Source organism: Pseudescherichia sp. (assembly GCF_032052675.1).
Taxonomy (GTDB): domain Bacteria; phylum Pseudomonadota; class Gammaproteobacteria; order Enterobacterales; family Enterobacteriaceae; genus Pseudescherichia.
The window spans coordinates 19,088-41,224 of sequence record NZ_DAMBWA010000010.1; the positions used below are offsets into that span (position 1 = coordinate 19,088).

The window sequence follows — 22,137 nt, forward strand, 5'->3', positions numbered from 1 at the left end:
GTATCAGGCCTCCCGGCTACGTGCACACATCATAGTAGCTTCACAAACAACTTTACCGTCGACCGTTGCCACGCCTTTAAAGCGGGTCAGACCACGGCGCGTTTTCTCAAACGTGACTTCCATGATCATCTGATCGCCTGGCACTACCGGACGTTTGAAGCGGGCTTCATCGATACCGGCAAAGTAGTACAGCTCGCCAGGCTCCAGTTTCCCTACGCTTTTAAATGCCAGAATGCCGGTGGCCTGGGCCATCGCTTCCAGAATCAAGACGCCCGGGAAAATGGGTTTACCAGGGAAATGGCCCTGGAAAAATGGCTCATTAACCGAAACATTTTTTACTGCGCGCAGAAAACGACCTTCTTCGAAATCCAGCACGCGATCAACCAGCAGAAACGGGTAGCGGTGCGGCAGAAGCTCTAAAATCTCTTCAATGTGCAGAGTATGAGTGTCAGTAGTCAAAATACTCTTCCTGTCAAAAAATACTGAATGGCAATAATAACACGGCCCGCGACAATCTAATGCCGTCAGGCCGAGAAGTTTGGGCGTAAAACGGATGAATTATTCGTCTTGCTGCACGACCTTGCGCTCAAGAGCCTTGAGACGCTTGCTCATGTCATCAATATTCATCACCAGCGCTGCTGTTTTTCGCCAGGTTTTATTTGGTTGCAGCGGGATACCTGATGAGTAGACGCCCGGTTCAGTAATGGGACGCATCACCATACCCATGCCCGTTACGGTGACCTTATCGCAGATTTCCATGTGACCGTTGATCACGCTCGCACCGCCAATCATGCAGTAACGGCCAATTTTTAAACTGCCCGCCATGATGACGCCGCCAGCAACTGCGGTATTGTCGCCAATCACGACGTTATGTGCAATCTGGCACTGGTTATCAATGATAACGCCGTTGCCAATAATGGTGTCGTCCAGCGCGCCACGGTCAATGGTGGTACATGCGCCGATCTCAACACGATCACCGACGATCACCCGACCAAGCTGGGGGATCTTCACCCAGTTGCCACGATCGTTAGCGTAGCCAAAGCCGTCCGCGCCGATCACGGTGCTGGACTGAATCAGGCAATTTTCACCGATCTCAATCTCGTGGTAAATGGTCACGTTGGCCCATAAACGCGAGCCTGCACCAATTTTCGTCTTTTTCCCCACGAAGCAGCCTGCGCCAATCACCACGTTATCGCCCAGCACAACCTCTGATTCAATAACCGCGTTTGCGCCGATGGAGACGTTTTGCCCAAGCGTAGCCGTAGGATCGATTACCGCACTGGGGGCGATATCCTGTGCCGGCTGCGGCGTGGTATCTAGAATTTGTGCCATCCGGGCATACGTCAGGTAGGGGTTCTTCACTACCAGCGCGGGGCCGTGGGCAAAGGGAAGGTCGTCCTGCGTCATCACGACAGCAGAGGCCTGGCAAGCCGCCAGATGTTCACGGTATTTTGGATTAACCATGAAGGTGATTTGACCTGCTTTAGCGGACTGCATGGACGCAACGCCGGTGATGGCGATATCGCCATCACCGTGTAACTCTGCATCCAACTGTTGAGCTAAATCAGACAGTCGAATTGTAGACATTACTTATTTAACCTGTTTCAGCACGTCAGCGGTGATGTCTTTCACGTCACTGCTGTTGTAAGCAACGGTATTTGCGTCAACAACCAGATCGATACCCTCGTCGGCTGCCACTTTCTTCACAGCAGTCTGGATACGATTAACCAGCTTGCCACGCTCTTCGTTGGAACGACGCGCACGATCCTGCTCAAAAGCCTGTGCTTTCTGAGAGAAAGCCTGGCGCTGAGACATAACGTCTTTTTCCAGCTTGCTACGATCGGAAGCTTTCATCGTTGAGCCGTCACGCTGCAGGCGCTGCATTTTGCTCTGCAGATCGTTTTCCTGACTCTGCAGTTCGCTGGCGCGGCCTTTGAACTCGTTTTCCAGCGTTTTGGAAACACCGGTAGTCTGAGCGACCTGCTGGAACAGGCTGTTCATGTTAACGATCGCAATTTTGTCCGCTGCCTGAGCAGAGGTGACCATCGCTAAACCGAGACCCGCAGCTACTAACCACTTTTTCACAATAAACTCCTTACCATCCCAATGTATCCGAAGATACCTTCTTTGCGTGGCGAGGCGACCTCTCGATCGCCTGCATCAGCGCTACACTACCTGTGCATTCCGTTGCGAAGAACAATTACCAGGTTTTACCAATGTTAAACTGGAACTGTTCAGCTTTGTCCCCTTCGTATTTCTTAAACGGCTGGGCGTAGGAGAAGACCAACGGCCCCAGCGGAGACATCCATTGTAGTGCAATACCCGCAGACATACGGATGTTGCTCGGATCGCTATAGTCCGGAATATCGCTGGGGACCTGTGAAGGATCCCAGTTAGTATCCCACACCGTACCCGCATCCCAGAAGACGGAGGTACGGATCGAGTTAGCATACTTCTCGCTCACAAACGGTGTCGGGGTGATCACTTCCAGGCTGGCGACGCCCATCGCGTTACCGCCTACCGCGTCATCAGACTTACAGACGCTACCTGGCTGTGTCGTCTGGCAGTTCTCCTGGTTGTTACCACCGTAGTAGACCGCTTTCGGACCGATGTTGTTGGACTGGAAGCCACGCACGGTGCTGGAGCCGCCGGCGTAGAAGTTCTCATAGAACGGCATCTCTTTACCGCCCATGCCGTCACCGTAGCCCCAACGGGTACGGCCCAGCACCACCCACTTGTGATCTTCATCCAGCGGGAAGTAGGACGCGGTGTCGAGGGTAACCTTATAGAACTCGTTATCCGAGCCCGGCACGGTCACTTTACCGTTCAGGTTAACGCGCGACCCATCCGTCGGGAAGTAGCCGCGGTCAAGATGGTTATAGGTCCAACCGTAGTTGACGGTAAAGTCGTCTGCGCTAAAGCCGTTATCGTTGTTCTGGGTGTTGGCGCTCTGCCCCACCGAGTCGAGATAACGCCACATGGCGACCTGCGGCTCCATGTTGGAGAGGTCGTTATGTACATAGCCTAAGCCGAGGCGCAGGGTGTTGTACTCGTTGACCGGGAAGCCCAGCGTACCGTCAAGGCCGTAGCTCTTGTTGGTGTACGAGGAGAGGTCCGCGTCATCCGCTTCGAAGTCGTTGTAGAAGATACGACCACCGAGGCTCACGCCGTCAACGGTGAAGTACGGGTTGGTCACGGAGAGCTCGGAGTAGGTCTGGTAGTCGTTCTTAGTCCCGTTGATCCCTACCGAGTAACCGGTACCCAGCCAGTTATCCTGCTGGACGCCAACCTGGAAGCTCACGCCGCTCTCGGTACCGTAGCCGACACCGAAGTTGAAGCTACCGGTGTTACGCTCTTTCACCTTGTAGACCACGTCAACCTGGTCCGGGCTGCCTGCAACGCGCTGGGTATCGGTATCCACCGTTTCGAAGTAGCCGAGACGGTTCAGACGCTCTTTACCCTGATCCACCAGATCGCTGCCCAGCCACGCGCCTTCCATCTGGCGCATTTCACGGCGCAGCACGGCGTCTTTGGAGGTGTCGTTACCCTCAAAGCGGATCTTACGCACGTAGTAGCGGTTGCCCGCATCAACGTTGACGTGCAGCTTCACGGTCTTGTCTGCGTCGTTGATCTCAGGCTGAGACTGTACGCGCGGATAGGCGTAGCCATAGCGACCGAGAAGCTTCTTGATATCGTCTTCCATCTTGGTCACTTTGGTGCCGTTATAGAGCTCGCCCGGCTGAATTTTCGTCAGGCTCTCAATTTCGGCGGAGTGGCCGGCCAGGTTACCGCTGACTTCAACGCCGGAGAGCTTGTACTGATCGCCTTCGGTAATGTTAACGGTAATGTAGATGCCTTTTTTATCCGGCGTCAGGCTGACCTGCGTGGAGTCGATGTTGAAACGCGCGTAGCCACGATCGAGGTAGTAGCTGCGTAACGTCTCCAGATCGCCTGCCAGCTTCTGTTTCTGGTATTTGCGATCGCCCACCACGTTCCACCACGGCACTTCGTCACGCAGCTGGAAGGTTGAGATCAGCTCTTCGGTACTGAACGCATGGTTACCGACGATGTTGATCTGCTGGATTTTGGCGGAGACGCCCTCCTGGAAGACCAGCTTCAGGTCGACGCGGTTACGCGGCAGCGGCGTAACGACCGCTTTCACGCTGGCGCTGTACTTACCGACGCTGTAGTAGAAATCTTCCAGACCTTTTTCGATATCGGCCAGGGTGGTGCGATCGAGTGATTCACCCACGCGCACGCCAGAGGCTTCGAGGTTCTGCTTCAGCATGTCATCTTTTACGGACTTGTTGCCCGAGAAGGTGATGCTGGCAATGGTTGGACGCTCTTTAACCTGCACGAGAAGCGTATCACCATCGCGCAGGACGCGAACGTCCTCGAAGTTGCCGGTGGCAAACAGCGCACGGATAATATTACTGATGTCTTCATCAGTCACCGTGTCACCCTGACGCACTGGCATACTGAGGAGGGCCGCACCAACGGCGACACGCTGTAAGCCTTCGAAATGAATATCTTTCACTACGAACCCTTCAGCACCGTATACGGTCGCGCTGCTAAACAGCAGCGACGCTATAAGCAACTTTTTCATCGCCATCGTTATTATGCGTTCTTCCTAACTAACTCTCATAACCGAGAGAAATCATTGAAAAGTGCAAGCCCCATTAACAGCACCAGCAGAATTGAGCCAATGCGATAACTAAAGTCTTGAACCCGCTCGGATACCGGCCCGCCTTTTAGCTTCTCTATCGCTAAAAACAGCAGGTGTCCCCCATCTAAAACCGGTAGAGGGAACAGGTTGATAATCCCCAGGTTCACGCTGATTAAGGCGAGAAACATCAGGTAGTAGATCAACCCAAACTCCGCAGACATCCCAGCCCCCTGGGCGATCGAGATCGGCCCGCTGAGGTTGTTCAGTTTGACGTCGCCGGTTATCAATTTCCCCAGCATGCTGACCGTGAGCTTCATCAACTGCCAGGTTTTACCCGTGGCTTCGACAACGGCATCAAACGGCCCATACTGGCGTACTGTCTTATACTCATCCGGCAGCGGGATAACCTTTGGCACGACGCCCGCAAACCCTTCATCCTTGTCGCTACCCGGTTTTGTATCTGGTATCAGCGTTAAAGACAAGGGAGTTCCCTGCCTTTCTATCTCCAGCGCTAATGGCTTACCCGGATTATCGCGAACCAGGGTCACAAAGGTCATCCACTGCGTGATTGCCTGACCATCGACTTTAACGATCCTATCGCCAGCTTGCAAACCCGCTTTACTTGCCGCCGACCCGGACTGCACTTCTGCCAGCACGGATTCAATCTGCGCCCCGCGCGGCTGGATGCCCAGCGATGCCACCGGATCCTGCTTGTCTGGCTCGAAAGCCCAGTTGCGCAGGTCCAACGTCTTCTGCTGGCGGCTATCGCTGCCGAAAGGCGCTACGCTGACGGTGGCCTGCTCATCGCCAATTTTATCCACCAGCTGCAGACGCACGGCATCCCAGTCTGGCGTTTCGATACCGTCAACGGCTTTAAGTTCCATGCTAGGGGCAATTTGTGCGCTGGCAGCAATGGAGTTGGGCGTAATTTCACCAACAACCGGACGAACGCCAGGGACACCGATGATGAACACCAGCCAGTAGGCGAAGATAGCAAAGAGGAAGTTGGCCACGGGCCCCGCGGCGATAACGGCGGCGCGCTGGCCGATGGTTTTGTTATTGAAGGCGGTGTGACGCAGCTCGGGGATAACCGGCTCGACGCGTTCATCGAGCATTTTGACATAGCCGCCGAGGGGGATGAGGGCGATAACAAACTCGGTGCCCTGCTTGTCGGTGCGTCGCCAGAGCGCTTTGCCAAAACCGATGGAAAAGCGCTCAACCCGGACGCCGCAGCGGCGAGCAACCCAGAAATGGCCAAACTCGTGCACGGTAATCAGCACGCCCAGCGCAACAATAAACGCTGCCAGATTCCAGAGAATGCTCAGCATAAAATCATCCGTTAAATCGTCCCAAAGACCAGCAGCAGCAGGCAGGCAAACACCGGTACCGCCGCCGTCAGGCTGTCGATACGATCGAGAATACCGCCATGTCCTGGAATAAGGTGACCGCTATCTTTGATACCGGCTTCACGCTTAAACATGCTTTCGGTAAGGTCGCCCAGCACCGAGGCCAGCGCCGCGACAACGGAGCAGATCAGCAGCGTAGAGAGCGTCACCTCAAGGTTCGCCCAGACGCCATAGCCCCAGGAGATCACCGCCGCGGTAAACAGGCCGCCGATAAAGCCTTGCCAGGTTTTCCCCGGCGACACTTTCGGGGCCAGCTTGTGCTTGCCGAACAGCTTGCCGAACATGTACGCGCCGGAATCCGCGCCCCAGACGAGGATCATGACGTAGAGCAGCCACAGCGCACCGCTGTAGTGGTTGTCGTCATAGTGCCAGGCCCGCAGCGCCAGCATGCCCCAGAAAAAGGGAACGATGGTCAGAATGCCAAACAGCAGGCGCAGCGCCTTAGAGTGACGCCACAGCGCCGCCGAGGCGGGATAGAACAGCACCAGCAGCAGCGCGGCGATCCACCAGCCCAGCGACGCCCACAGCGAGCCTTCAACCAGCGGCTGATGGACGTTGTGGTGATACTCCGGGATCGTAAACAGCATCACCGCCAATAGCAGGCCGCAGAGCACGGCCAGCCATACCCGCTGCGTGCGTGAAGTAAAGCCGCTAAGCTGGCCCCACTCCCAGGCGGCCAGCATACAGACCGCGAGCGTGACCAGAGCAAACCCCACCGGGGGGAGTAAAAATAGCGCCGCAATGACGACGGGTATTAATACAAAAGCAGAAATCAGGCGATACTTCAGCAAAAGCTACCCCCATCAGGCTTTGTCGCCACCAGGCTCGGTGCCGCCGAAACGACGCTCTCGATTGGCAAAGGCATGCAGCGCACCTTCAAAGTCTTGTTCATCGAAATCAGGCCAAAGAACATCCGTGAAGTAAAGTTCAGCATAGGCAATTTGCCACAGCAAAAAGTTACTGATGCGGTGCTCCCCCCCTGTCCTTATCACTAAATCCACTGGAGCCAGTTCATGCATGCAGATTTGCTTACTCAGCGCCTCTTCATCAATTTGGTCCGGGCGTAACAGCCCTTCTTGTACCTGTACCGCTAACTGCTGTACTCCCTGAATAATATCCCAACGTCCGCCATAATTCGCGGCGATATTCAGCGTCAGGCCGCTATTTTGCGCGGTTAACGCCTCCGCTTTGCGAATGCGCTCTTGCAGACGTGAGTTAAAACGGCTGGTGTCACCGATGACGCGCAGGCGTACATTGTGACGGTGCAGGCTTTTTACTTCGCTATCCAGCGCCCACACAAACAGCTCCATCAGCGCGCTGACCTCCTGCGCCGGACGGTTCCAGTTCTCACTGCTAAAAGCATACAGCGTTAGCGCATCAATGCCGTGGTTCGCAGCATAGGAGACTGCGCGGCGGACGGACTTCGCTCCGGCTTTATGTCCAAAGGCTCGTATCTTCCCTTGTCTTTTTGCCCAGCGACCATTGCCATCCATAATTATCGCCACATGGCGGCAGCCATGCGCTGGCAAATTCTCGCTTAAAGGAAGGTTCATTGACAACATAACGCGTTTTAAGTCCCTGAAAAGGATTTAGCGGTACTCAGAAATACTGAAGCCTTTACGTAAAAAAAGCCGTGTCAAACCACGGCTTACCTGACCGCTTCGGCCCTAAGACCAGCGATCGGGTGGCGCAGACTATATCACTGAAGCCGAACGCTAACAAATATCACGGCCATTCATGGCAGTAATATCACCGGCTTGCGAGATGGCTCACCTGTTTCAGTGCCGTCTCGCGGGCCAGCGCGTCCACAGCCAGAACATCCTCGATGCTCTGCGGTTCGCGCAGATCCATACGTTCTAGTACGGATAGATTAAGGGCAGCGATATCGGTAAAGCGAATGCGCGACGCCAGGAATGCGGCAACCGTCACCTCATTTGCTGCATTCAGCGCCGTTGTCGCCGCCTGCCCCTGTTCAAACGCCTCCATTGCCAGCTTCAGGCAGGGATAGCGGTCATAGTCCGGGGCCGCAAAGCTCAACGTGCCGAGCGAGCAAAAATCGAGGGCTTTCACGCCGGAGCTGACGCGATCCGGCCAGGCCATCGTATGGGCAATAGGCGTGCGCATATCCGGCTCACCCAGCTGCGCTAACACGCTGCCATCCTGATATCGCACCATAGAGTGGATCACCGACTGGGGATGGATCAGCACTTCCATCTGGCGGGCAGAGGCGTTAAACAGCCAGCGCGCTTCAATATATTCCAGACCTTTGTTCATCATGGTGGCGGAATCAACGGAGATTTTACGTCCCATTGACCAGTTCGGATGGCGGCAGGCCTGATCCGGCGTCATTGCAGCCAGTTCAGACAGCGGCGTCTCACGAAAGGGGCCACCAGACCCGGTAAGCAGAATGGATGCTACGCCATTTTGCTCGAGGTCAGCGTACCCCAGGTTGCGCTGGAAGGGTTGCGGTAAACTCTGAAAAATGGCGTTGTGCTCGCTATCCACCGGCAGAAGCTGCGCCCCACTCTCTTTTACCGCCTCCATAAACAGGCGGCCACAGGTGACCAGCGACTCCTTATTGGCCAGCAGCACGCGCTTCCCGGCGCGGATCGCCGCCAGGGTCGGCAGCAGGCCAGCCGCCCCGACGATGGCGGCCATCACCTGATCGACTTCGTCCAGCGCGGCCATGTCGCAGGCGGCCTGCTGGCCGCTCAGCACCTCGGTACGGCTGCCGTGCTGGGTCAATATCTCGTTGAGTTCGCGGGCGCAGGCGGCGTCATCCATCACCGCATAGCGCGGCGTGAACTCCAGGCACTGCTCCGCCATGCGGGCCACGTTTTTGCCGGCAACCAGCGCCGTGACGGCAAAGCGATCGGGATTGTGGCGAACCACATCAAGGGTACTGCAACCGATAGAGCCGGTTGAGCCAAGGAGGGTGAGCTGCTTCATGAGAGAGAGATGTCCAAAGGTGGCTGGAGAAGAGCAATATAGCAAAACGCCGCCAGCAAAAACCCGGTGGGGCTTCTCTGAACGGCGTTTTGTTTAATCACGTGCGCGGGATCAGAACTGCATCAGTTCCGCTTCTTTTTCCGCCAGCGCCGCATCCACTTTCTTGATGGCTGCGTCGGTCAGCTTCTGCACGTCATCCTGGGAACGACGATCTTCATCTTCGCTGATCGCTTTATCTTTCAGCAGCGTTTTCACCTTGTCGTTGGCATCACGGCGTACGTTACGGACCGCCACGCGCGCGCCTTCGGCTTCGCCACGCACCACTTTGATCAGGTCTTTACGACGCTCTTCAGTCAGCGGCGGCAGCGGAACGCGGATGTCGGTGCCGGCAGAGCTTGGGTTCAGGCCGAGGTCAGACGCCATGATGGCCTTCTCAACCGCCGGGCTGAGAGAGCGATCGAACACGTTGATCTTCAGCGTGCGGGAGTCTTCAACGGTGACGTTAGCCAGCTGGCGCAGCGGCGTCGGGGTACCGTAGTACTCCACTACGATGCCGTCGAGCAGGCTTGGGGAAGCGCGACCGGTGCGCACTTTGCTGATTTGGGTTTTGAATGCTTCAACGCATTTTTCCATGCGGACTTCGGCATCTTTTCTGATATCGCTAATCACGTTACGAATCCTTGAAAACTTGTCTCAGGCAGACCATACGCCAGCACGCCCTAAAGGTGTGCTAAGTATAGCCCCGTTTAATCTCTGACACGCTAAAAGGTGTCTGATAAGAACCGCTTTACTGTTAAAGCGGAATCTTACCTCTATTTGTTGATGACGGAAATTACTCCGTGATCAAAGTGCCCTCTTTTTCACCCATTACCACGCGGCGCAGCGCGCCTGGCTTGTTCATGTTGAAAACACGAATCGGCAGCTTGTGGTCACGGGCCAGGGTAAAGGCCGCCAGATCCATTACCTTCAGCTCTTTATCCAGCACTTCGCTGTAGCTCAGCTGATCGTACATGGTAGCAGCCGGATCTTTTGCCGGATCGGCAGTAAACACGCCGTCTACCTTGGTCGCCTTCAGCACCACGTCCGCTTCGATCTCGATCCCGCGCAGGCAGGCTGCGGAGTCGGTGGTAAAGAACGGGTTACCGGTACCGGCGGAGAGGATCACCACCCGGTTGTTACGCAGCAGGCTGATAGCTTCAGCCCAGCTGTAGTTATCACACACGCCATTTAGCGGAATAGCGGACATCAGGCGGGCGTTCACATAGGCGCGGTGGAGCGCATCACGCATTGCCAGGCCGTTCATGACCGTTGCCAGCATACCCATGTGGTCGCCCACTACGCGGTTCATCCCCGCTTTCGCCAGACCCGCGCCACGGAAAAGGTTACCACCACCAATGACGACGCCCACCTGGATGCCTAACTCCACCAGCTCTTTGATCTCCTGAGCCATGCGGTCGAGGATGCTTGCGTCAATACCGAAGCCTTCGGTGCCCTGTAACGCTTCGCCGCTGAGCTTAAGCAGGATGCGTTTATAGACGGGTTTTGCATTGGTAGCCATGATTCTTTCCTGAGACGTTCAACGATTGAGAGGGGGTTAATTCCGGATACAACGTTTGTAGTATACAGCTTACGCTGGATACAAAAAGAAGCCGCCCTCAGGCGGCTTCTTTCAGACCACTTAAGACTGCTTGGACATGGCAGCAACTTCTGCTGCGAAGTCAGTCTCAACTTTCTCGATGCCTTCACCCACTTCGAAACGGATGAAGTTAGTGACGTCAGCGTTGTGCTCTTTCAGCAGCTGAGCAACGGTTTTGCTCGGATCCATAACGAACGGCTGGCCGGTCAGAGAGACTTCGCCGGTGAATTTCTTCATGCGGCCTTCAACCATCTTCTCTGCGATCTCTTTCGGCTTACCGGACTGCATGGCGATGTCCAGCTGAACCTGGTACTCTTTCTCTACCACTTCAGCAGACACGTCTTCCGGCTTAACGAACTCAGGCTTGCTTGCAGCAACGTGCATTGCCAGCTGTTTCACCAGCTCTTCGTCAGCGCCGGTAGCCGCGATCAGAACGCCGATGCGCGCGCCGTGCAGGTAAGAGCCCAGCACGTCGCCTTCGAGGGTAGCAACGCGGCGAATGTTGATGTTCTCACCAATCTTCGCAACCAGCGCTACGCGCTCTTCTTCGAACTGTGCTTTCAGCACTTCAACGTCGGTAACTTTGCCAGCAACTGCTGCATCCAGAACCTTGTTAGCGAACGCCTGGAAACCAGCGTCTTTTGCAACGAAGTCGGTCTGGCAGTTAACTTCCAGAATCACGCCGTAGTTGCCGTCGATTTTGGTGATGATCACGCCGTCAGCAGCAACGTTACCTGCTTTTTTCGCCGCTTTGATCGCACCAGACTTACGCATGTTTTCGATTGCCAGCTCGATGTCGCCGTTCGCTTCGGTCAGCGCTTTTTTGCAATCCATCATGCCAGCGCCAGTACGCTCGCGCAGCTCTTTTACCAGGGATGCGGTAATTTCAGCCATTCTAAAATCCTCGGAAGATTTGACCTGCCTGGTTCAAAACCAAACAGCCTTAAAAGTGAAAAAGGGGGCCATAAACAGGCCCCCTAACCAAACTCGGTACTACCTGCTCAATAAGGGGCTCAGAGAGCGTGCCTTATTATTCAGCTTCTACGAAGCTCTCTTCCGCCTGGGAAGCCAGATCCTGAGAACGGCCTTCACGAACGGTAGTAGCAACAGCGCTCAGGTACAGGCTAACTGCACGGATTGCGTCGTCGTTACCTGGGATAACGAAGTCAACGCCGTCCGGATCGGAGTTGGTATCAACGATAGCAAATACCGGGATACCCAGGTTGTTTGCTTCTTTGATTGCGATGTGCTCGTGGTCAGCGTCGATAACAAACAGTGCGTCCGGCAGGCCGCCCATGTCTTTGATACCGCCGAGGCTGTTTTCCAGCTTCTCCAGCTCACGGGTGCGCATCAGCGCTTCTTTCTTGGTCAGCTTGTCGAAGGTACCGTCCTGAGACTGAGTTTCCAGGTCTTTCAGACGTTTGATAGACTGACGAACGGTTTTCCAGTTGGTCAGCATACCGCCCAGCCAGCGATGGTTCACGAAGAACTGATCGCAGCTGTTAGCCGCTTCTTTCACCGCTTCGCTCGCAGCGCGCTTAGTACCAACAAACAGGATCTTACCTTTACGGGAAGAGATCTTGTTCAGCTCAGCCAGGGCTTCGTTGAACATTGGTACAGTTTTCTCAAGGTTGATGATGTGAACTTTGTTACGCGCACCGAAGATGAACGGCTTCATTTTCGGGTTCCAGTAACGGGTCTGGTGACCGAAGTGAACACCAGCCTTGAGCATGTCGCGCATGGAAACAGTTGCCATGATTAAAACCTCTATATAAAAGTTGGGGTTATGCCTCCACGTATCCCATATTACCGACCCCGAAGGGCACCCCGGAATATGTGCCGATACGTGTGTGTTATTACACAAAGTGAGATTTGTGGCCCCCGCTCCACAAGGAACGGAAGTCCGGCGCGCTTTATACCATAAAAACGGCGCGGACTCCAATAGTTGTTGGCGTAGCGTGCTGCCAGGAATTCTCAATTTGGCAGGTTATGTCTCGGACTGGTAACATTGACAGCACTTACACAATTATTGTTGATGACGTTTATTGTCAATGACATCGACGCTGATGGACAGAATGCATGGCTATCCCAATTAAGACCCCGGAAGATATCGAAAAAATGCGCGTGGCGGGCCGCCTCGCTGCAGAAGTGCTGGAGATGATCGAAGCGCACATTAAACCGGGCGTAAGCACCGGCGAACTGGACCGCATCTGCAACGATCACATCGTTAACGAGCAGCACGCGGTCTCCGCCAGCCTCGGCTATCACGGCTTCCCGAAATCCGTTTGCATCTCGATTAACGAAGTGGTGTGCCACGGTATTCCTGACGACGAGAAACGTCTGAAAGATGGCGATATCGTTAACATCGACGTCACCGTGATCAAAGACGGTTTCCACGGCGACACCTCAAAAATGTTTATCGTTGGCAAGCCGACCATTCTGGGCGAGCGCCTCTGCCGAGTGACCCAGGAGAGCCTCTACCTGGCGCTGAAGATGGTGAAGCCGGGCATCCGCCTGCGCACCCTTGGCGCGGCGATCCAGAAGTTTGTCGAAGCGGAAGGCTTCTCCGTGGTGCGCGAGTACTGCGGGCACGGCATTGGCCGTGGCTTCCACGAAGAGCCGCAGGTGCTGCACTATGATGCTGACGACGGCGGCGTGGTGCTGCAGGCCGGTATGGCCTTCACCATCGAGCCGATGGTTAACGCGGGCGACTACCGTATCCGCACCATGAAAGATGGCTGGACGGTAAAAACCAAAGACCGAAGCTTGTCGGCGCAGTATGAGCATACTATTGTGGTGACAGATAACGGCTGCGAAATTATGACGCTCCGCAAGGATGACACCATCCCGGCGATACTCTCGCACAATGAATGATAAGAAGCCGGCGATTGCCGGCTTTTTTTATGGCGATAGCTTTTACTTATATTGGGGGCAGCGCAACGCGATATGAGCCACACTCTTTCAGAACAGTTTAGCCACACGGCGCCCTCCCTCCCCGGCCAGCCTGCTAACCCCTCCTCCTGGCCGCAGAGCAGCCTGAACTGCGCGGATATCAAGGCGCATATCGACACCTTCCAGCAGTGGCTGGGCCACGTCTTTGACCAGGGTCTCTCCGCCGAGCAGCTGATTGAAGCCCGGACCGAATTTATCGATCAGCTCCTGCAGCGCCTGTGGGTGGAGTATGGCTTCGCCGAGTACGGCGACGCGGCGCTGGTGGCGGTGGGCGGCTACGGCCGCGGCGAGCTGCACCCGCTCTCCGATGTCGATCTGCTGATCCTCAGCCGTAAAAAGCTCCCGGACGAACAGGCGCAGAAGATCGGTGAGCTGCTGACTCTGCTATGGGACGTGAAGCTGGAGGTGGGCCACAGCGTGCGCACCCTGGAAGAGTGCCTGCTGGAGGGGCTTGCCGATCTCACCGTGGCCACCAACCTGATTGAGTCCCGCCTGCTGATTGGCGACGTCGCCCTCTTCCTTGAGCTACAGAAGCACATCTTTAGCGACGGCTTCTGGCCTTCAGAGACCTTCTTTGCCGCCAAGGTCGCCGAGCAGACCGAGCGCCACCAGCGCTACCACGGCACCAGCTATAACCTCGAGCCGGATATTAAGAGCAGCCCCGGCGGCCTGCGGGATATTCATACCCTTCAGTGGGTGGCGCGCCGCCACTTCGGGGCCACCTCCCTGAGCGAGATGGTAGGCTTCGGCTTCTTAACCCAGGCCGAGCGTAACGAGCTTAACGAGTGCCTGCACCTGCTGTGGCGTATTCGCTTCGCCCTCCACCTGGAGCTTAACCGCTACGACAACCGTCTGCTGTTTGACCGCCAGCTCAGCGTCGCCCAGCGGCTCAACTACGTTGGCGAGGGCAACGAACCGGTTGAGCAGATGATGAAGGACTTCTATCGCGTTACCCGTCGGGTATCCGAGCTGAACCAGATGCTGCTGCAGCTCTTTGATGAGGCGATTCTGGCGCTGACCACCGACGAGAAGCCCCGCCCCATTGACGATGAGTTCCAGCTGCGCGGCACGCTGATCGATCTGCGCGACGAGACGCTGTTCATCCGCGAGCCGCAGGCGATCCTGCGCATGTTCTATATGATGGTGCGTAACAGCAGCATCACCGGCATCTACTCCACTACCCTGCGTCACCTGCGCCACGCCCGCCGCCATCTGACCCAGCCGCTGTGCTATATTCCCGAGGCGCGGACCCTGTTCCTCAGCATGCTGCGTCATCCCGGCGCGGTGAGCCGTGGCCTGCTGCCGATGCACCGGCACAGCGTGCTGTGGGCCTATATGCCCCAGTGGTCGCACATTGTCGGCCAGATGCAGTTCGACCTCTTCCACGCCTATACGGTAGATGAACACACTATTCGCGTCCTGCTCAAGCTGGAGAGCTTTGCCCAGGAGGAGACGCGGCAGAAGCATCCTCTCTGCGTCGATCTCTGGCCGCGCCTCAGCCACCCTGAACTGATCTTAATTGCTGCCCTGTTCCACGATATCGCCAAGGGACGCGGGGGCGATCACTCGGTGCTCGGCGCGCAGGACGTGCTGAAGTTTGCCGAGCTGCACGGTCTCAACTCGCGGGAGACACAGCTGGTGGCCTGGCTGGTGCGTCAGCATCTGCTGATGTCCGTCACCGCCCAGCGCCGCGATATTCAGGATCCCGAGGTGATCAAGCAGTTTGCCGAAGAGGTGCAGACCGAAAATCGCCTGCGCTTCCTGGTCTGCCTGACGGTGGCGGATATCTGCGCCACCAACGAAACCCTGTGGAACAGCTGGAAGCAGAGCCTGCTGCGCGAGCTCTACTTTGCTACTGAGAAGCAGCTGCGTCGGGGAGTGCAGAGCACGCCGGATATGCGCGAACGCGTGCGCCACCATCAGCTGCAGGCGCTGGCCCTGCTGCGGATGGACAACATCAACGAAGAGGCGCTGCACCATATCTGGGCGCGCTGCCGGGCGAACTACTTTGTCCGCCACAGCCCAAACCAGCTGGCCTGGCACGCTCGCCACCTGCTGCGGCACGATCTCAGCCAACCGATGATCCTGCTTAGCCCGCAGGCGACGCGCGGCGGGACAGAGATCTTTATCTGGAGCCCTGACCGGCCCTACCTCTTTGCCGCCGTCTGCGCCGAGCTGGACCGGCGTAATCTGAGCGTTCACGACGCGCAGATCTTTACCACCCGCGACGGCATGGCGATGGATACCTTTATCGTGCTGGAGCCGGACGGCAGCCCGCTCTCCCCGGATCGTCACGAAGCGATCCAGCAGGGGCTGATCCAGGCCATTACCCAGCGCAGCTGGCAGCCGCCGCAGCCGCGCCGCCAGCCGCCGAGGCTGCGCCACTTTACCGTCGATACCGAGGTCAACTTCCTGCCGACCCATACCGACAGAAAGAGCTTTCTTGAGCTTATCGCCCTCGACCAACCCGGCCTGCTCGCCCGCGTCGGCCAGGTGTTTGCCGATCTTGGCATCTCGCTCCACGGGGCGAGAATTTCGACAATTGGTGAGCGAGTAGAAGATTTATTTATAATCGCTACCGCCGACCGGCGTGGTCTTAATAATGTGCTGCAGAAGGAAGTGCAACAACGGTTGACAGAGGCCCTCAATCCAAACGATAAAGGGTAGTGTGTTTATTTATATGGAAAGAGTTTAACAATGCAGCAGTTACAGAACGTTATTGAGTCCGCTTTTGAGCGTCGCGCCGAGATCACGCCGGCGAATGTGGATACCGTGACCCGTGAAGCGGTAAACCAGGTGATTTCCCTGCTGGACTCCGGCGCGCTGCGCGTCGCAGAGAAGATCGACGGCCAGTGGGTAACGCATCAGTGGCTGAAGAAGGCGGTGCTGCTCTCTTTCCGTATCAACGATAACCAGGTTATCGACGGAGCCGAAAGCCGCTACTTCGATAAAGTGCCGATGAAATTCGCCAACTACGACGAAGCGCGCTTCCAGAAAGAGGGCTTCCGTGTGGTTCCTCCGGCAGCCGTGCGCCAGGGCGCGTTTATCGCCCGTAACACCGTACTGATGCCCTCCTACGTCAATATCGGTGCCTACGTTGACGAAGGCACAATGGTTGATACCTGGGCCACCGTTGGCTCCTGTGCGCAGATCGGTAAAAACGTTCACCTCTCCGGCGGCGTAGGCATCGGCGGCGTGCTTGAGCCGCTGCAGGCTAACCCAACTATCATCGAAGACAACTGCTTCATCGGTGCGCGCTCAGAGGTTGTTGAGGGCGTGATCGTCGAAGAGGGTTCGGTGATCTCTATGGGCGTCTACATTGGCCAGAGCACCCGTATTTACGATCGTGAAACCGGTGAAGTGCACTACGGTCGCGTACCGGCCGGCTCGGTGGTCGTCTCCGGCAACCTGCCGTCAAAAGATGGCAAATACAGCCTCTATTGCGCGGTTATCGTGAAAAAGGTCGATGCGAAGACGCGCGGCAAAGTTGGTATTAACGAACTGTTGCGTACCATCGACTAATGCGCGATAAAAAAAAGCGGGGGCTACCCCGCTTTTTTTACATTTGCCGGTGGCTAAAATAGAATTTTTCGTTAATTATTCATAGGTTATGTTGAGCTTAAGGGTACCGCTATGTACGATAATCTGAAAAGTTTAGGCATCACCAATCCGGATGAAATCGATCGCTATAGCCTTCGCCAGGAGGCCAATAACGATATTCTGAAAATCTATTTTCATAAGGACAAGGGCGAGTTTTTTGCTAAAAGCGTGAAGTTTAAGTACCCACGCCAGCGTAAAACCGTCGTCGCCGATGGCGTCGGCCAGGGCTATAAAGAGGTGCAGGAGATCAGCCCAAACCTGCGCTACGTGATCGACGAGCTGGATCAGATCTGCCAGCGCGATCGCAGCGAGATCGACCTGAAACGGAAGATCCTTGATGACCTCCGCCACCTTGAGAGCGTGGTGACCAACAAGATCAACGAGATCGAATCCGACCTTGAGAAGTTAACGCGTAATAAGTAAGTGCATTACGCCTGATGGCGCTCCGCTTATCAGGCCTACAGAACCTCGCGTGTAGGCCCGGTAAGCGAAGCGCCACCGGGCAAAAATCATCTTTGTTCGTCTAATTGCAGCGCCACATAGAGCAGCAGCCTGTCGTCGAAATTCCCTAGATCCAGCCCGGTGAGCTCCGAGATACGATTCAGACGGTACTCCAGCGTATTGCGGTGAATAAACAGCGCCTTTGAGGTGGCAAGCGGCTGCACGTTATGGCGGAACCACGCCGCCAGCGTCCGTCTGAGCAGGCCGTTGTTGTCCATCGCCTTCAGTCGGGTGAGCGGACGGGCCAGCTCGTTGGCCTGCCAGCCGCCGCGCAGGCTATCCAGCAGCACCGGCAGCATCAGATCCTGGTAGAAATAGCTCCGGCTCTCCGGCATACGCTGCTTGCCCACCATCATGGTGGTGCGCGCCGTGCGGTAAGAGCGGGCAATGCTCCCCGGCCCGGTAAAGTAGTTGCCCAGCGCGACGCGAAAGCGCAGCTGGCCGTTCTCTTTCATGCGGGCGATCAGCTGCTCAACCCGCTTGCGGTGATCCTCGGCATCCCAGCGGCCAAACGAGTTCAGGGCGGGCTTTAGCACCACCATCTCGGTGAGGGAGACGATGGCGATCAGGTTGTTACGCTCCGGCGTGGTCAGCGCATTTTGCAGCTGCTGTAGCTCGGCCATCGCGCTGTCGACCCCCAGCTGGCCGCTGTCGACCTCCACCACCGCGACCACGCGCGGCTGATTAAGGTCGATACCCAGACGCTGCGCCCACTCGGTCAGGGCGGGCGTGTGCTCCTCGGCCTGGATCAGGTTCATCACCAGCTCCTCGCGCAGGCGACTATCCTGGGCTAGCAGATGCATCAGGCGGGACTGCTCCAGCATCATCTCGGCGGTCATGCAGACCAGCTCGCCATACTTACGCAGGGTCTCCGGCTCACCGGTCAGGCCAATAACCCCGACAATCTCCCCCTCCAGACGCAGCGGCAGGTTGATCCCCTGGCGCACGCCGTGCAGGTGGCGGGCAACCGCGTCATCGATATCTACCACGCGCCCCTGAGAGAGCACCAGCAGCGCGCCTTCGTGCAATTCCCCAATACGCTCTCGATCGCCGCTGCCAATAATGCGTCCGCGCGCATCCATCACGTTGATGTTGGTATCGATAATGCGCATGGTACGCGCCACGATATCCTGCGCCATTTTGGTATCAAGATGCCAGCCAGCCATGTAATCCCTCCCCTGAGCAGATCACAAGAATAAGGCAGTTGCCAGCGCGCTGCATTGTGCAAAAGCACAAAGCACCATGCGGAAGTGTGGAGTTGTGGAAAGCCTCACAGATTCTGTGAAGAGACCCCTTCCCCGGGCGGAGAAGGGGGTAATGCGGTTACTGCATCAGCAGATAGAGAGAAGTATCCCCACGCTGAATATTCAGCGCCAGCACCGACGGCTTGCTGTCGAGAATTTTACGCAGTTCGGCAATGTTTTTCACCGGCTGCTGGTTGGCGCCAATGATCACATCGCCTTTTTTCAGGCCGATGCGGGCCGCCGGGCTATTCGCCTTCACGTTGCTGACGGTGACGCCCTGGTTGTTCCCCTTGTTGCTCATCTCCGCGCCTTCAATGCCGTTGAAGATGGTGCTGGAGTCAACCTGGTTCTGGCTGCTCTGCTGTAGCTCAAGGCTGACGGTAACCGGCTTGCCTTCGCGCAGCAGACCCAGAGAGACCTTGCTGCCGATCGGCATCGAGCCGACTTCCGCGCGCAGCGCCGCGAAGCTGCTAATGGGCTTCCCGTTCAGGGAGGTGATCACATCCCCTGCCTTGATGCCGGCTTTCGCGGCCGACGAGTTCGGCATGACCTGGCTAACAAAAGCCCCGCGCTGAGCGTCAACCTTCATCGCCTTCGCCAGCTCAGAGTTCAGCTCGGTACCGAGAATACCCAGCTCGCCACGGCGCACCTGACCATACTGCACCATCTGCGCAGTAAGGTTTTTCACCATGTTGCTCGGGATAGCAAAGCCGATACCAATGTTACCGCCGTCCGGGGCGAGGATCGCAGTGTTGATACCGATCAGCTCACCGTTGAGGTTCACCAGCGCACCGCCGGAGTTACCGCGGTTGATCGCCGCATCGGTCTGGATAAAGTTTTCGTAGTTCTCGGCGTTCAGGCCGCTGCGGCCCAGCGCCGAGACGATACCCGAGGTCACCGTCTCACCGAGGCCAAACGGGTTGCCGATCGCCACCGTGTAGTCGCCCACGCGCAGGGCGTCGGAGTCAGCCAGTTTAATGGCGGTCAGGTTTTTCGGATCCTGGATCTGGATCAGGGCCAGATCGGAGCGCGGATCTTTACCTACCACCTTGGCGTCAAACTTACGTCCGTCGCCCAGCTGGACCTTAATGGTGCTGGCGTTATCGACCACGTGGTTGTTAGTCACAACATAGCCTTTTGCCGCATCAATAATCACGCCGGAGCCCAGCGCCATAAATTTCTGCTGCTGTCCACCATCGTCAGCGCCATCCTGTCCGCCCTGGCAGAACGGGGAGCTCTGGAACGGAGAGCCGTCCTGGCAGAACGGTGAGTTTTCACCAAAAAACTGCTGGAAGTTACGCCCCATGCGCGGGGTATTTACCGTCGTGCTGCCTTCAACGTTGATGCTCACTACTGAGGGCATCACCTTTTCAAGCATCGGTGCCAGGCTTGGCATCTGCTGTGATGGGGGGGTCGCTGAGGCGGTCTCGGCCGCTGATACGGACAGCGGGGACAGGGCCAAACCTAAACTCAGAGCCAGGGCACTCATTGCTAACGTGGTTTTTTTCATGTCGCTTAATCTCTATTTACTGATAACGCAAAACAGCGGTGTAAGTATCGGTAAGAGTCAATTTATAGCGCGAAGTTCCTGTATAACGTGTTGTTAAAAGTAAAAATTTATTGAGCATCTTTACAATCGATTAGATATTATTCAACCGCCATCAGCCGCCGGTACTCGTCCCAGGCGTAGAGATCGGTCATCCCGCTGATATAGTCCTGAATCAGGCGGCAGCGGTAATAATATTCCAGAACCGGAAAATCAGTTTCATCACGCGATAACTTACCCACCGCCTCAACGTAGGCCAGACGATGGCGTCCCGAGAGCTTGTGAAACAGGCGAGTTTCAATTGGGAAACGCTTCACCCGCTCTTTTTCCGCCAGCTCGGTAAAGTCTGCCAGCGTCATCTGTAATAGCGGGCGATAAATATCCAGCAGCCCGCTGATCACGCGATAACCTTGCAGCTCCAGCTGCTCTACATCGGGGTGGCAGAAGACGTTTTCAACCGCCACGCTCTTATACAATTCAAGCAGTTGACTGTAGCCGCTGTCATCCTCCAGCAGGGCATGATTAAATTCGCCAGAGAAGATCTGCGGTAAATTATCGATAAAGCGCTGGGCGGCATAGGGCACCAGCTTATTTAAGGTATTGACCCGCAGATACATAAAGAACTGATCTTCCGCGCTGCGGCTGAGGGAATTCGCGCGCGATTTATCCCAGGCATTTTCTACTACCTGCGAAAATAGCGATCCTTTCTCATGCGGCCCCCAGGCGTTATAGAGATGCTGGTAGAGCTGTTCCACGGTAAATATGTTTTTTTCTACCGCGTCTTCCAGATCGGCCACGCAGTAGGAGATATCATCTGCCGCCTCCATCACCCACGTCAGCGGGAACCGGCTCCAGGTATCCAGATCCAGCTCTTTACGCAGCCGCGCCACATACTCCTCTTCGGAGAAGTAGTAGCCAGGCTTCTTCATTAAATAGCTGTGGCTGGCGGGCGGCTCGCCCCGCCACCAGGCCGGACGGGTATATTTCAGGATGCAACCTACCTGGGCCCAGGTAAGGTTCATACGCATCAGGGAGTGTACCAGGCGGATCCCCTGGGCGTTGCCCTCAAAGTGGCAGAGATCCTGGCGCACCTTGCGCCGTAGCTCGTTGGCTGCCTCCTCACCGTCGCGCAGGCGTAGGGAGACGACCTCGCAGCGATCGCTGGTCAGCGGCTGGCTGGCAGCATCCTGCGGGTGCAGGCGCTGGCGAAACCAGTCGTTGATTGCCGCCTCGCCAAAGTGGCCGAACGGCGGATTGCCGATGTCGTGCATCAGACAGGCCATCTCAACGATGCTCTCAAAGGGGCCGGTCAGCTCATCCAGCCCGTAGCGCTCCAGCAGGCGCATCTCCTTCAGGCGGCTAAGGATCTCCTTGGCGATGTAGCGCCCCACCTGCTGCACCTCCAGCGAATGGGTCAGCCGGGTACGCACCGCCGCGTTGCGCTCCAGCGGGAAAACCTGGGTCTTTTGCTGCAGGCGGCGAATGGCCGCCGAGTTAACGATCCGGCCGCGATCGCTCTCGAAGATGCGTAACACTTCGCGCTCGGTTTTCACGCCCTGGGGTGAACGGTAGCGGCGATGCCAGTTTATCTTATTGCGGAAATCGATCTGTGCCATATCCTCTCCCCCTGAGCAATG

Annotated in this window: 19 protein-coding genes; 4 read left to right on the forward strand and 15 right to left on the reverse strand. The window is 56.5% G+C overall.

Features of this window, described 5'->3' with window-relative positions; translation table 11 throughout:
• Positions 1 to 3 precede the first annotated feature (3 nt).
• The 12 genes from fabZ to rpsB all read right to left on the reverse strand — a co-directional run bounded on the left by fabZ (position 4) and on the right by rpsB (position 12,413).
• Positions 4 to 459: a 3-hydroxyacyl-ACP dehydratase FabZ gene (gene fabZ / locus RTX96_RS14185; protein ID WP_006173598.1), complete on the reverse strand. Its 456-nt coding sequence runs from the start codon at positions 457 to 459 to the stop codon at positions 4 to 6.
• Positions 460 to 558: 99 nt separating this feature from the next.
• The gene (gene lpxD, locus RTX96_RS14190) at positions 559 to 1,587 is read right to left on the reverse strand and encodes a UDP-3-O-(3-hydroxymyristoyl)glucosamine N-acyltransferase (protein WP_103820640.1); all 1,029 of its coding nucleotides are present in this window, start codon (positions 1,585 to 1,587) and stop codon (positions 559 to 561) included.
• A 3-nt stretch (positions 1,588 to 1,590) separates the two neighbouring features.
• A complete protein-coding gene (gene skp, locus RTX96_RS14195) occupies positions 1,591 to 2,085 on the reverse strand; it encodes a molecular chaperone Skp (RefSeq protein ID WP_103820641.1) in 495 nt (164 codons plus the stop codon).
• A gap of 115 nt (positions 2,086 to 2,200) precedes the next feature.
• The gene (gene bamA, locus RTX96_RS14200) at positions 2,201 to 4,612 is read right to left on the reverse strand and encodes an outer membrane protein assembly factor BamA (protein ID WP_312671416.1); all 2,412 of its coding nucleotides are present in this window, start codon (positions 4,610 to 4,612) and stop codon (positions 2,201 to 2,203) included.
• 29 nt (positions 4,613 to 4,641) lie between these two features.
• Positions 4,642 to 5,994 (reverse strand): sigma E protease regulator RseP, encoded by a 1,353-nt coding sequence (rseP, locus tag RTX96_RS14205; RefSeq protein WP_312671417.1) that lies wholly within the window; start codon positions 5,992 to 5,994, stop codon positions 4,642 to 4,644.
• A gap of 11 nt (positions 5,995 to 6,005) precedes the next feature.
• The gene (gene cdsA, locus RTX96_RS14210) at positions 6,006 to 6,863 is read right to left on the reverse strand and encodes a phosphatidate cytidylyltransferase (protein ID WP_103820644.1); all 858 of its coding nucleotides are present in this window, start codon (positions 6,861 to 6,863) and stop codon (positions 6,006 to 6,008) included.
• A 12-nt stretch (positions 6,864 to 6,875) separates the two neighbouring features.
• On the reverse strand, positions 6,876 to 7,634 hold the full coding sequence (gene ispU, locus RTX96_RS14215; protein ID WP_042390622.1) for a (2E,6E)-farnesyl-diphosphate-specific ditrans,polycis-undecaprenyl-diphosphate synthase: 759 nt from the start codon (positions 7,632 to 7,634) through the stop codon (positions 6,876 to 6,878).
• A gap of 187 nt (positions 7,635 to 7,821) precedes the next feature.
• Positions 7,822 to 9,021, reverse strand: coding sequence for a 1-deoxy-D-xylulose-5-phosphate reductoisomerase (gene ispC, locus RTX96_RS14220; protein WP_312671418.1), 1,200 nt, complete (start codon positions 9,019 to 9,021; stop codon positions 7,822 to 7,824).
• A gap of 111 nt (positions 9,022 to 9,132) precedes the next feature.
• A complete protein-coding gene (gene frr, locus RTX96_RS14225) occupies positions 9,133 to 9,690 on the reverse strand; it encodes a ribosome recycling factor (protein ID WP_103820646.1) in 558 nt (185 codons plus the stop codon).
• Positions 9,691 to 9,853: 163 nt separating this feature from the next.
• The gene (pyrH, locus tag RTX96_RS14230; protein WP_042390616.1) at positions 9,854 to 10,579 is read right to left on the reverse strand and encodes a UMP kinase; all 726 of its coding nucleotides are present in this window, start codon (positions 10,577 to 10,579) and stop codon (positions 9,854 to 9,856) included.
• 120 nt (positions 10,580 to 10,699) lie between these two features.
• On the reverse strand, positions 10,700 to 11,551 hold the full coding sequence (gene tsf, locus RTX96_RS14235) for a translation elongation factor Ts (RefSeq protein WP_103820647.1): 852 nt from the start codon (positions 11,549 to 11,551) through the stop codon (positions 10,700 to 10,702).
• A gap of 136 nt (positions 11,552 to 11,687) precedes the next feature.
• A complete protein-coding gene (gene rpsB / locus RTX96_RS14240) occupies positions 11,688 to 12,413 on the reverse strand; it encodes a 30S ribosomal protein S2 (RefSeq protein WP_103820648.1) in 726 nt (241 codons plus the stop codon).
• A gap of 323 nt (positions 12,414 to 12,736) precedes the next feature.
• On the opposite strand from rpsB, the gene map reads away from it, so the two are divergent.
• The 4 genes from map to RTX96_RS14260 all read left to right on the forward strand — a co-directional run bounded on the left by map (position 12,737) and on the right by RTX96_RS14260 (position 17,632).
• A complete protein-coding gene (gene map / locus RTX96_RS14245; protein WP_103820649.1) occupies positions 12,737 to 13,531 on the forward strand; it encodes a type I methionyl aminopeptidase in 795 nt (264 codons plus the stop codon).
• A gap of 72 nt (positions 13,532 to 13,603) precedes the next feature.
• Positions 13,604 to 16,276, forward strand: coding sequence for a bifunctional uridylyltransferase/uridylyl-removing protein GlnD (glnD, locus tag RTX96_RS14250; protein WP_312671419.1), 2,673 nt, complete (start codon positions 13,604 to 13,606; stop codon positions 16,274 to 16,276).
• A gap of 30 nt (positions 16,277 to 16,306) precedes the next feature.
• A complete protein-coding gene (gene dapD / locus RTX96_RS14255) occupies positions 16,307 to 17,131 on the forward strand; it encodes a 2,3,4,5-tetrahydropyridine-2,6-dicarboxylate N-succinyltransferase (RefSeq protein WP_042390607.1) in 825 nt (274 codons plus the stop codon).
• 111 nt (positions 17,132 to 17,242) lie between these two features.
• Positions 17,243 to 17,632, forward strand: coding sequence for a DUF3461 family protein (locus tag RTX96_RS14260; RefSeq protein WP_103820651.1), 390 nt, complete (start codon positions 17,243 to 17,245; stop codon positions 17,630 to 17,632).
• A gap of 86 nt (positions 17,633 to 17,718) precedes the next feature.
• Here the strand turns inward: RTX96_RS14260 and cdaR are convergent, their stop codons facing one another.
• The 3 genes from cdaR to dgt all read right to left on the reverse strand — a co-directional run bounded on the left by cdaR (position 17,719) and on the right by dgt (position 22,116).
• The gene (gene cdaR, locus RTX96_RS14265; RefSeq protein ID WP_103820652.1) at positions 17,719 to 18,876 is read right to left on the reverse strand and encodes a DNA-binding transcriptional regulator CdaR; all 1,158 of its coding nucleotides are present in this window, start codon (positions 18,874 to 18,876) and stop codon (positions 17,719 to 17,721) included.
• A gap of 157 nt (positions 18,877 to 19,033) precedes the next feature.
• Positions 19,034 to 20,464, reverse strand: a complete 1,431-nt coding sequence (gene degP / locus RTX96_RS14270; protein ID WP_103820653.1) for a serine endoprotease DegP — start codon at positions 20,462 to 20,464, stop codon at positions 19,034 to 19,036.
• 137 nt (positions 20,465 to 20,601) lie between these two features.
• On the reverse strand, positions 20,602 to 22,116 hold the full coding sequence (gene dgt / locus RTX96_RS14275) for a dGTPase (protein ID WP_103820654.1): 1,515 nt from the start codon (positions 22,114 to 22,116) through the stop codon (positions 20,602 to 20,604).
• Positions 22,117 to 22,137 lie beyond the last annotated feature (21 nt).

What these genes read in the sequence shown, in the direction of transcription:
- lpxD (WP_103820640.1), bottom strand. Translation starts at nt 1,587, where the DNA reads ATGTCTACAATTCGACTGTCTGATTTAGCTCAACAGTTGGATGCAGAG.
- bamA (WP_312671416.1), bottom strand. Translation starts at nt 4,612, where the DNA reads ATGGCGATGAAAAAGTTGCTTATAGCGTCGCTGCTGTTTAGCAGCGCG.
- rseP (WP_312671417.1), bottom strand. Translation starts at nt 5,994, where the DNA reads ATGCTGAGCATTCTCTGGAATCTGGCAGCGTTTATTGTTGCGCTGGGC.
- ispU (WP_042390622.1), bottom strand. Translation starts at nt 7,634, where the DNA reads ATGTTGTCAATGAACCTTCCTTTAAGCGAGAATTTGCCAGCGCATGGC.
- ispC (WP_312671418.1), bottom strand. Translation starts at nt 9,021, where the DNA reads ATGAAGCAGCTCACCCTCCTTGGCTCAACCGGCTCTATCGGTTGCAGT.
- pyrH (WP_042390616.1), bottom strand. Translation starts at nt 10,579, where the DNA reads ATGGCTACCAATGCAAAACCCGTCTATAAACGCATCCTGCTTAAGCTC.
- tsf (WP_103820647.1), bottom strand. Translation starts at nt 11,551, where the DNA reads ATGGCTGAAATTACCGCATCCCTGGTAAAAGAGCTGCGCGAGCGTACT.
- rpsB (WP_103820648.1), bottom strand. Translation starts at nt 12,413, where the DNA reads ATGGCAACTGTTTCCATGCGCGACATGCTCAAGGCTGGTGTTCACTTC.
- map (WP_103820649.1), top strand. Translation starts at nt 12,737, where the DNA reads ATGGCTATCCCAATTAAGACCCCGGAAGATATCGAAAAAATGCGCGTG.
- glnD (WP_312671419.1), top strand. Translation starts at nt 13,604, where the DNA reads ATGAGCCACACTCTTTCAGAACAGTTTAGCCACACGGCGCCCTCCCTC.
- dapD (WP_042390607.1), top strand. Translation starts at nt 16,307, where the DNA reads ATGCAGCAGTTACAGAACGTTATTGAGTCCGCTTTTGAGCGTCGCGCC.
- RTX96_RS14260 (WP_103820651.1), top strand. Translation starts at nt 17,243, where the DNA reads ATGTACGATAATCTGAAAAGTTTAGGCATCACCAATCCGGATGAAATC.
- cdaR (WP_103820652.1), bottom strand. Translation starts at nt 18,876, where the DNA reads ATGGCTGGCTGGCATCTTGATACCAAAATGGCGCAGGATATCGTGGCG.
- degP (WP_103820653.1), bottom strand. Translation starts at nt 20,464, where the DNA reads ATGAAAAAAACCACGTTAGCAATGAGTGCCCTGGCTCTGAGTTTAGGT.
- dgt (WP_103820654.1), bottom strand. Translation starts at nt 22,116, where the DNA reads ATGGCACAGATCGATTTCCGCAATAAGATAAACTGGCATCGCCGCTAC.